At 59.9% G+C, this 10,307-nt stretch carries 9 protein-coding genes; 3 read left to right on the top strand and 6 right to left on the bottom strand.

Features of this window, described 5'->3' with window-relative positions; translation table 11 throughout:
- Positions 1 to 29: 29 nt before the first annotated feature.
- From rng to csrD, 6 genes are all read right to left on the bottom strand, one after another.
- On the bottom strand, positions 30 to 1,499 hold the full coding sequence (gene rng / locus AC4PR2_RS07115; protein ID WP_025304418.1) for a ribonuclease G: 1,470 nt from the start codon (positions 1,497 to 1,499) through the stop codon (positions 30 to 32).
- Positions 1,500 to 1,537: 38 nt separating this feature from the next.
- The gene (locus AC4PR2_RS07110) at positions 1,538 to 2,122 is read right to left on the bottom strand and encodes a Maf family protein (protein ID WP_004936921.1); all 585 of its coding nucleotides are present in this window, start codon (positions 2,120 to 2,122) and stop codon (positions 1,538 to 1,540) included.
- A 10-nt stretch (positions 2,123 to 2,132) separates the two neighbouring features.
- A complete protein-coding gene (mreD, locus tag AC4PR2_RS07105) occupies positions 2,133 to 2,621 on the bottom strand; it encodes a rod shape-determining protein MreD (protein ID WP_004936918.1) in 489 nt (162 codons plus the stop codon).
- Entirely contained in the window at positions 2,618 to 3,643 is a 1,026-nt protein-coding gene (gene mreC, locus AC4PR2_RS07100) for a rod shape-determining protein MreC (protein ID WP_060424614.1), read from the bottom strand. Before mreC ends, mreD begins: the two co-directional genes overlap by 4 nt.
- A gap of 94 nt (positions 3,644 to 3,737) precedes the next feature.
- Positions 3,738 to 4,781: a rod shape-determining protein MreB gene (mreB, locus tag AC4PR2_RS07095; protein ID WP_003855260.1), complete on the bottom strand. Its 1,044-nt coding sequence runs from the start codon at positions 4,779 to 4,781 to the stop codon at positions 3,738 to 3,740.
- Between the two features lie 413 nt (positions 4,782 to 5,194).
- Positions 5,195 to 7,129: an RNase E specificity factor CsrD gene (gene csrD, locus AC4PR2_RS07090; RefSeq protein ID WP_142110579.1), complete on the bottom strand. Its 1,935-nt coding sequence runs from the start codon at positions 7,127 to 7,129 to the stop codon at positions 5,195 to 5,197.
- 204 nt (positions 7,130 to 7,333) lie between these two features.
- On the opposite strand from csrD, the gene acuI reads away from it, so the two are divergent.
- The 3 genes from acuI (at position 7,334) to msrQ (ending at position 10,068) form a co-directional block, all read left to right on the top strand.
- Positions 7,334 to 8,311 carry an acrylyl-CoA reductase (NADPH) gene (acuI, locus tag AC4PR2_RS07085; protein ID WP_443014494.1) on the top strand — a complete coding sequence of 326 codons (978 nt, stop codon included), beginning with the start codon at positions 7,334 to 7,336 and terminating at the stop codon, positions 8,309 to 8,311.
- 155 nt (positions 8,312 to 8,466) lie between these two features.
- The gene (msrP, locus tag AC4PR2_RS07080) at positions 8,467 to 9,468 is read left to right on the top strand and encodes a protein-methionine-sulfoxide reductase catalytic subunit MsrP (RefSeq protein WP_047729767.1); all 1,002 of its coding nucleotides are present in this window, start codon (positions 8,467 to 8,469) and stop codon (positions 9,466 to 9,468) included.
- A complete protein-coding gene (gene msrQ, locus AC4PR2_RS07075) occupies positions 9,469 to 10,068 on the top strand; it encodes a protein-methionine-sulfoxide reductase heme-binding subunit MsrQ (protein WP_047729766.1) in 600 nt (199 codons plus the stop codon).
- Positions 10,069 to 10,307: the final 239 nt, after the last annotated feature.

Here is a 10,307-nt window from a genome sequence, read left to right as displayed (position 1 = left end):
GCATCCGGGCCCTTACGATGTCGGACGGGCTACATCATGACGACGTCGAACTGCTCCTGGCTGTACAACGGTTCGATCTGCACCTTCACCTGTTTGCCGACGAAGATCTCCACTTCGGCCAGCGCATGCGACTCTTCGCTCTTCAGCGCTTCGCCGACCGCCGCCGAAGCGTACACCAGGAAGCGATCGGAATCGTAAGCATGGTGCACGCGCACAATCTCGCGCAGGATCTCGTAGCACACGGTTTCCACCGTTTTCACGGTGCCGCGCCCATTGCAAGTAGGACAATCGTGACAGAGCACATGTTCAATGCTTTCACGCGTTCGTTTACGCGTCATTTCAACTAAGCCTAGCTGAGAGAAGCCGTTGATCGTGGTTTTTACCCGATCTTTACTCAACGCCTGCTCCAGCGAGTGCAGCACCCGGCGGCGATGCTCTTCGTTGTTCATATCGATAAAGTCGATGATGATGATGCCGCCCAGGTTACGCAGCCGCAGCTGGCGCGCGATGGCCTGCGTCGCCTCGATGTTGGTATTGAAGATGGTTTCGTCGAGGTTGCGGTGGCCGACGAAGGCGCCGGTGTTGATGTCGACCGTGGTCATCGCCTCGGTCTGATCGATGATCAGATAGCCGCCGGACTTCAGCTCCACCTTACGTTCCAGCGCACGCTGGATCTCGTTTTCCACATCGTACAGATCGAAAATCGGCTGGCTGCCGGTATAGAGTTCGAGCTTGTTGGTAATGTCCGGGATGTACTCGCCGGTAAACTCCACCAGCAGATCGTGCGTTAGCCGCGAATCGACGCGGATGCGATCCAGCGCCGCGCCGGCGAAATCGCGCAAGATGCGTTGCGCCAACGCCAGCTCGCCGTACAGCTTGTATTTGGTCTGGTTGCGCTTCTTGCGCTCCATTACCTTGGTCCACAGGCGTTTAAGGAACGCGGCATCCTGCGCCAGCTCTTCCTCGCCGATGCCTTCCGCCGCGGTGCGGATGATAAAACCGCCCAGCTCGTCGCAGTGCGGCGCAACGATGGATTTCAGGCGCTCGCGCTCGGCTTCGCTGTCGATACGCTGTGAAACGCCGACGTGCGCCGCGCCCGGCATGAAGACCAGATAGCGCGATGGCAGCGTGATGTCGGTGGTCAGGCGCGCGCCCTTGGTGCCGAGCGGATCTTTCACCACCTGCACCATCAGGTCTTGCCCCTGGCGCACCAGCTCGGCGATGTCGCGCACGTGGAAGTTTTTCCGCTCGTCGCCGGCGACGCATTCGGTATGCGGCATGATGTCGGAGGCGTGCAGGAAGGCGGCCTTGTCCAGGCCGATGTCGACGAACGCCGCCTGCATCCCCGGCAAGACGCGGCTGACGCGCCCTTTATAGATATTGCCGACGATGCCGCGTTTGGATTCGCGTTCGATATGGATCTCTTGCAGAATGCCGCCATCGATATAGGCGACCCGCGTTTCAGACGGTGTGATATTAACCAGTAGCTCAGCTGTCATGCCTTCTCCTCAGAGCCGGTCGATAATGGCAGCGCCCATCAACCGGTTCTTACATCACGTAATGCGACAAAATTACTGAGCAGCTCATGTGTTTCGACCAGCGGCAGACCGACCACCGCGTGATAACTCCCGGTTATCGTTCTGACGAAACAACCACCCTTTCCTTGAATTCCATAGGCGCCCGCTTTATCCATCGGTTCGCCCGTAGCAATATAGTCGCGGATATCCTGTTGTGACAGGCTGCGGAACGTCACGTCGGTCACCACCAGCTGGCAGCGCACGTCGTGGCGATCGGCGATCGCCACCGCCGTCATCACCTGATGCTGTTTGCCCGACAAAGCCGCCAGCATATCCGCCGCATGGGCTTCGTCGCGCGGCTTCTCCAGCACCCGGCCGTTGAGCACCACGATGGTGTCGGCGCCCAGCACCGGCCGATCTTCCTGCGCCAACGCTACACCCGCTTTGGCCTTGTCCTGCGCCAGGCGGCGCACATAGGCTTCGGCGGCTTCGCCTTCCCGGCGCTGCTCTTCGGTATGCGTCAGCAGAATGTCGAACGACACGCCCAACAGGGTCAGCAGTTCACGTCGACGTGGGGAGCCGGAGGCCAGATAAAGCGAAGTCATTGAGATACCCTTACTGTACGGCGAACTGACGGCGGATTTTGCGCATCAACAGGAACAACCACGGCCACAAAATGCCGTTTACCACACTACTCCAGAACACCTCTGGGCGGAAAGAGACGTTGATCACTAAAAACTCAGCCCAGAACACCACCACGTCCATCGACAGCGACAGCAGCACGACGATCAGCGCCTGTTGCCACAGCGCCATATTGCGGAACAGTTGGAATTTGAACGCCACCAGGTAGGCGATGATACCCAGCGCCAGCGCGCGCACGCCCAGCGTGGAGCCGAGGATCAGATCCATGATCAGCCCCAGCACGAAGCCGGTGCCGACGTTGACCCGGTGCGGCAAGGCCATCACCCAGTAGATCAGGATCAACACCAGCCAGGAAGGCCGGAACATGTAGATTTGCTCCGGCCACGGCATGATTTGCAGCACCAACGCCACCAGGAACGACAGCCAGATTATCCAGCGCCCGTGGCTGCGGTAGCTGTTCATTGCACCACTCCCGCCGCAGCAGGCTGAGCTTGAGGCTGGACAGACGCCGGAGCGGCGGTTTGCGGCGCCACGCCGGTAGCCGGAGCCGGCAGCTGAGGCCCGACCGAACCGGCAGGCGGCAGCACCTGCGGCATCATCTGCATCAGGCGTTCATTTGCCACGCGGTGCACTTCGTCCGGCGGCAGCGGCATGTCGCCGTTGCGATCGGCGCCCCACAGCAGCAGCAGGTAGCGCAAGCGCTGCAGACCGGCGGTCGGCCGCGCCTGAATCACGGTGTAAGCGCGCTGGTTGTCGACCTTGACCGAGGAGACCACCGCCACCGGATAGCCTTCCGGGAAGCGGCCGCCGAGGCCGGAGGTCACCAGCACGTCGCCAACGCGGATATCGGTGTTGTTCGGCAGATGCTCCAGCTGCAGATCGTCGGCGCAGCCGCTGCCTGCGGCAATCACCCGAATATCGTTGCGCAGCACCTGGATCGGCAGCGCGTGCGAGGCATCGCAGATCAGCAGCACGCGGCTGGTGACTTTCGCCACCGCCACCACCTGACCAACCACGCCCTTGTCGCTGATCACCGGCTGGCCTTCATAGACGCCGTTGTCCGACCCTTTGTCGATCACCACCTGATCGCTGTACGGATCGGAACCGGTGGAGATGACCTGGGTCACCATCTTGTGTTCGTCCTGGCGCAGCGGGGAACCCAGCAGCTCGCGCAAACGGGCGTTTTCCTGCTTGAATTGGCCAAGAAGAAGAATATCGCTGTTTTTCAGCAGCAGTTCCTGCCGCAGAGCTCGGTTTTCCAGCTCCAGCTGTTGGCGGGTAGCCAGCGTTTCTGACACGCTGTCCAAAACTTTACGCGGCCCGTTGGCCAGAAAATAGAAAGGGCTGACTGCGGTGTCCATGTAGTTGCGTATCTTCACGAACGTGCCGAGCCGGCTGTCAGCAACGATCAGGCCAATGGCCGCGATCACCGCCAAAAAAAGTCGCAGTTGCAGGGAAGGCCCCCTGCTAAAAATCGGCTTCATAAATTATGCGAGTTCCTCGACAACAGAAAGAGGAACCGTACCCGATTTTCGCTGTGCGCATTCATCCGATACGATTCCTCCTTCCAGGGGCTGACTATTCTTCGCTGAACAAATCGCCGCCGTGCATGTCGATCATTTCCAACGCCTTGCCGCCACCGCGCGCCACGCAGGTCAACGGATCTTCCGCCACCACGACCGGAATGCCGGTTTCTTCCATCAGCAGGCGATCGAGGTTGCGCAGCAGCGCGCCGCCGCCGGTCAAGACCATGCCACGTTCGGAAATGTCGGAGGCCAATTCTGGCGGGCACTGCTCCAGCGCAACCATCACCGCGCTGACGATGCCGGTCAGCGGCTCTTGCAGGGCTTCGAGGATTTCATTGGAGTTCAGGGTAAAGCCGCGCGGTACGCCTTCGGCCAGGTTACGGCCGCGGACTTCGATTTCGCGCACTTCGTCGCCCGGATAGGCAGAACCGATTTCGTGCTTGATGCGCTCGGCGGTCGCTTCGCCGATCAGCGAGCCGTAGTTACGGCGCACATAATTGATGATGGCTTCATCGAAGCGGTCGCCGCCGATGCGCACGGAAGAGGAGTACACCACGCCGTTCAGCGAGATCACCGCCACTTCCGTGGTACCGCCACCGATATCCACCACCATGGAACCGGTCGCTTCGGAAACCGGCAGACCTGCGCCGATCGCCGCCGCCATCGGCTCTTCAATCAGGAACACTTCACGCGCGCCGGCCCCTTGGGCGGACTCGCGGATAGCGCGGCGTTCAACCTGGGTTGCGCCGACCGGCACACAGACCAGCACGCGCGGGCTTGGGCGCATGAAGCTGTTGCTGTGAACCTGTTTGATAAAGTGCTGCAGCATTTTTTCGGTCACGAAGAAGTCGGCGATTACGCCGTCTTTCATCGGGCGAATAGCCGCGATGTTGCCGGGGGTGCGGCCCAGCATCTGTTTGGCGTCATGACCGACGGCCGCTACGCTCTTTGGGGAGCCGGCACGATCCTGGCGAATGGCAACCACCGAAGGTTCATTCAGTACGATGCCTTGCCCTTTAACATAAATCAGGGTATTGGCGGTACCCAAGTCGATGGACAAGTCGTTGGAAAACATGCCACGAAATTTCTTAAACATAACGAAAGGATAATCCTGCAAGCTGGGGGCGGAAAATAAAATCCGCCTACTTTACCAACCACACGAAGCAGCGACAAGGCGCAAAAACGTTCTACTTCGGTGAAAAATAGTCTGTATTGTTTCTGCTCGAATGCACGGAAATTGGATGAGGCCTGAATTCCCTGAACAAAGGCTCAGTTTACCACCCTGTCAACGCACGAAACGGCGTAACACAGCTCATAAAATCTAACATATTCCCTGATTGCCGCCGATGGTAAGCACCTACCAACGTCAACCAGATAAAAGCTGACAAGAGCCTATCTCAAATAGGCGTCGTTGTCGCAGGCAGATTGGAGAAAACTCCAAAATGACGGGTGACATGGCCCAGATGGATCCGGCGCTCATTCTACGTCAATTTTTGTCCGGCAATCAGCTTAAACACGATAACGACGTGAATATTTTTTACGCCCCACGTCGATCGGTTCCGGCGACGCGAAAAAGTCGCCCTGCCCGCCGTGGATACCACGCTCTTTCAGCGTCTGCCACTCGTTGCGCGTGCGTACGCTGGCGGCGAACACCTGCGCGTGCGTGCCCGCGCAGGCGCCCGTCAGGCTCTGCACGAACAGCTGATTTTCGTCCCGCTTATCGATACTCCGCACCAGCCCCGGGTGGAGCTTGACGATCTCCACCTGCAACGACTTGATATAGGACGTACTGACCACGGTTAAACCCGCTTTGGACACCGCGAGGCGGCAGCCCAGCCCTGACAGCAACTTCAGTACCGGACGCAAACGGTCGATATGTTGACACACATCTGCCTCCGCAAGTTCAATCAGAATTCGCCTACGCTGACTTTTTTCGCACTGCAACAACGTATCGCGCAGCCAGCGCTGGAAAGAACGCTGCAAAATCGAGTCGACGCACAGCGGAAACGCCAGCGTTTCCTCAGGCCATTGCGCCAGCAAGGGGATGATGCGGCTCACCTGTTGGCGATCGTAACTCTCCGCCAACCCCAGCTGCTGCACCAGCGGCATATATTCCGCCGGCAGCAACTCCTGGGAGCCGTCATAAATCCGGCTCATGATCTCAAGATGGTGTACCTCGCCTGCCACGGTCACCGCCGGTTTCTGATACAGCCGCGGGCCGCCGCGCGCCAGTACCTGTTCCAGCAACGTGCGCCACTTGACGCTGCCGCGCCCCTTTTCCGGCACCTGGCTGTCGTACACATACCAGCCGTTTTCGCCCTGCAGCGTCGCGTGGCGCGTCGCCTGCTCCGCGTAATCGATCACCTGCTCCGTGGTTTGCCCGCTGCGGTACGCCACGATGCCGATGTGCAGGAAGGCCTCACGATCGATCAGCGCCGTGGAAGGCAAGGCATCGATGGCGTTGACCAGCTGTGACGCGATGCCGTCGGCCTCCTTCAGGGTTCGATGCGGCAACAGCACGGTAAAATCGCTGTGGAAATAGCGCGCCAGCAGCGCCGAGGGGTAGCGCATCACAAAGGTAGACAGCAGGTTAACCAGCGAATACATCAGCTCCTGTACCGCCACGCTGCCGTGCGTGTCGCGCAGGGTCTCGAAATCGGGCAGCCGCACCATCATCACGATGCCGTGCGAACCTTCGTCTTCCAGCTGAGTGGTCAATTGATTATCGAAGAACAGGCGATTATTCAGCCCGGTTTTGGCGTCCTGCGCGGCGAAGGCGCGGATCAGCGTATCGACCCGGCTGCGCTCTTCCCGCGCTTCCGCCAGATCGGCCAGCAGGCGATCGAGCGCGCCGCTGACGTTGGCCGGCCACTCACGCACGTCGCCCTGCATGACGTTTTCACGCTCGCCGTTCAGAATGCGCCGCGCGCGGCGTTCCAGGCGATCTTCACCGTCGGCCTGCTCACGCAACCAGCGCAGGCTGAACAGCAAAACCACCACCATGACGACGATCGACAGCGTGACGGCGGCGGTGGACTGCAACGTGCGCACGTCGCTGGCGAAGGGATCGAGGTAAGTGATGTACAGCGTGCTGCCCGGATGTTGCAACAGGGGGCGCGAGACCTGACGATAGCCGTTCAGCGTATCCCAGGGCTCTTTTTTCAGCGTCGGCAATTTATAGTTGAGAAACTGGCTGGTGCCGGCCTCTACGCGGATCGACACGATGCCGAGCGGGCGCATGACGATCGGCAACCATTTCTCCTGATCGCGCGGCGATTCGTGCAACATGGCCTGATCGATAGAGGTAACCAGCGAATCAAAGCGACGCTCCTGGCGATCCTGGGTAACGTAAAAGAAGCTGTATGAGCATCCCATCAGCATCAAAAACATCGCCAGCGCGACCAACAGAGTGATCAATGCAGAGAGTTTGGTGGTAAATCGCATCCCTGTGCCTTGTCCGCTATGGTTAAGTGAGTGTTCACCCTTTAGCTAAAAGGGGCCGTCCAACCCTAACAAGCCTTGCTGAAGAATTAAACCTGCAAGCGCCGTTTTTGTCCTTTGTCAGGACTTGGGCCGCTTATTATGCATATAGTCAAATAAATGTGATTCAGCCATTGATAGAAAAGTGTAAACGAGAGGAAGAGTGACATGCGTGCACTGTTATTGGAACAACAAGACGACCAAACTCTGGCTCAAATCAAAGATATCGGCAGCGATAGCTTGCCGGAAGGCGATGTCACCGTCGACATCAACTGGTCCAGCCTAAATTATAAGGATGCGCTGGCGATCACCGGCAAAGGCAAGATCGTGCGCAACTTCCCGATGGTGCCGGGCATCGACTTCGCCGGCACCGTGCGCCACAGCCGCGACGATCGCTTCAAAGAGGGGCAAAGCGTGGTGCTCACCGGCTGGGGCGTGGGTGAACATCACTGGGGCGGCCTGGCCGAGCAGGCGCGCGTCTCGGGCGAATGGCTGGTACCGCTGCCGAACGGCCTGGATGAGCGCAAGGCGATGATCATCGGCACCGCCGGCTTTACCGCCATGCTGTGCGTCATGGCGCTGGAGGAAGGCGGCGTGCACCCGGACGACGGCGATATTCTGGTTACCGGCGCCAGCGGCGGCGTGGGCAGCACCGCCATCGCCCTGCTGGCGGCGTTGGGCTATCGGGTGACCGCCATCAGCGGCCGCGATAGCAATACCGACTACCTGAAAGCGCTCGGCGCCAAAGAGGTGATGTCGCGCGATGGCTATATCGACACGCCGCGCCCGCTGGAGAAACAGCTGTGGGCCGGCGCGGTGGACACCGTCGGCGACAAACTGCTGGCGCGGGTGCTGGCGCAGATGAACTATAACGGCACCGTCGCCGCCTGCGGCCTGGCGGGCGGTTATCAGCTGCCGACCACCGTGATGCCGTTCATTCTGCGCAACGTGCGTCTGCAGGGCGTGGATTCAGTACATACGCCGCTGCACCGCCGCCAAACCGCCTGGGAGCGGCTGGCCGGTATTCTGCCGGACAGCTTCTATCAGCAGGCCACGCATGAAATCACCCTCGAGCAGGCGCCGGCCACCGCCGCCGCGCTGCTGAGCAACCAAATCACCGGCCGCACCCTGGTGAAAATCCGCTGACCTTCTCCCCCCGGCAACGGGGGTTCACCCGCTTCTGCGAAATTTCATATTTTCCCGCGTCCCCTCGCTTCCGGCCGGCTTTAGCGCCATGCTTATTTCATGGAGACCCGTTAGCCGCTCGCAGGCGGCGGGAATCAGTCGCGGAGAACATAAGCATGAACAAACACCCGAAATTGACCGAGGCCGACGTCACGCCGGAGAGCGTGTTCCACCAGCGGCGCAAAGTGCTGCAGGCGCTCGGCATCACCGCCGCTACGCTGGCGCTGCCTACCGGCGCACGGGCGGATCTGCTGTCGTGGTTCAAAGGCAACGATCGCCCCAAGGCGCCGCCGGGCAAAGCGCTGGAATTCAGCAAGCCGGCCGCCTGGCAGGCGCAGCTGGCAATGACGCCGGAAGACAAGGTCACCGGCTACAACAACTTCTATGAATTCGGCCTCGACAAAGCCGATCCGGCCGCCAACGCCGGCGGGCTGAAAACCGAAGGCTGGAAAGTGCGCATCGATGGCGAAGTGGCGAAGCCGATAACGCTGGATATCGACGATCTGATGAAGCGTTTCCCGCTGGAACAGCGCATTTACCGCATGCGCTGCGTCGAGGCCTGGTCGATGGTGGTGCCGTGGATCGGTTTCGAACTGGGTAAGCTTCTCAAGCTGGCCGAGCCGAACAGCAACGCGCGCTACGTGGCCTTCCAGACGCTGTACGATCCGGAGCAGATGCCCGGCCAGAAAGATCGCTTTATCGGTGGCGGCCTGAAGTACCCCTACGTCGAAGGGCTGCGGCTGGACGAGGCGATGCATCCGCTGGCGCTGCTGACCGTCGGCGTGTACGGCAAAACCCTGCCGCCGCAAAACGGCGCGCCGCTGCGGCTGATCACGCCATGGAAATACGGCTTCAAAGGCATCAAATCGATCGTGCATATCCGTCTGGTGCGCGATCAGCCGCCGACCACCTGGAACCAATCCGCGCCGAACGAGTACGGTTTTTATGCCAACGTGAACCCGCACGTCGATCATCCGCGCTGGTCGCAGGCCACCGAGCGTTTCATCGGCTCCGGCGGCATTCTCGACGTCAAACGCCAACCGACGCTGCTGTTCAACGGCTATGCCGATCAGGTGGCGTCGCTGTATCGCGGCATGGATTTGCGGGAGAATTTCTAAGTGCGCCTGACGCCTGTTCATATCAAATGGCTGAAAGCCGCCCTGCATCTGGCGGCGTTTTTGCCCTTTCTGTGGTTGGTGCTGGCGGTAGATCAGGGCTGGTTCAGCGCCGATCCGTCCAAGGACATCCAACATTTTACCGGCAGGATGACGCTGAAACTGCTGCTGGCCACGCTGATGATCGCCCCGCTGGCGCGCTACGCCCGCCAGCCGCTGCTGATCCGCTGCCGCCGTCTGGTGGGGCTGTGGTGCTTTGCCTGGGGCACGCTGCACCTGATAAGCTACTCCACGCTGGAGCTGGGGCTGAGCAATCTCGGCCTGCTGGGCAGCGAGCTGGTGAATCGCCCTTATCTGACGCTTGGCATCCTCACCTGGCTGATCCTGCTGGCGCTGGCGGCCACCTCGACGCTGTGGGCGATGCGCAAACTGGGCGCCAAATGGCAAATGTTGCACAACTTCGTCTATCTGGCGGCGATCCTCGCCCCTATCCACTACCTGTGGTCGGTCAAAACGTTTTCCCCCCAGCCGTTCATCTACGCGCTGCTGGCGGTGGCGCTGTTGGGCCTGCGTTACAAGAAATTCCGCGCCTGGTGGCGCTGAATCACGCGGCGGCGCGCGTTATTGTCGTTGAAAAACACGCGCCGCCGGCCGGAACTTTTTCTGTGTTCCAGCGCTCATATTCCTGTCACGGATCCCCGAGTTCGTCGATTTGGGGTTGAATATCTTCGCTGATAAGACCAGTATTTAGCTGCGAATTGCTACGATATCGTTATAATGCCCGACCTTGTTTCTGTTCTCAGGGTGAATTGGCCCCTTAACAGGTGACAAATCGATAACAT

The organism is Serratia sp. A07 (assembly GCF_058725505.1).
The sequence above is the reverse complement of the archived record's forward strand: the minus strand, read 5'-3'. Positions and strand labels throughout refer to the sequence as shown.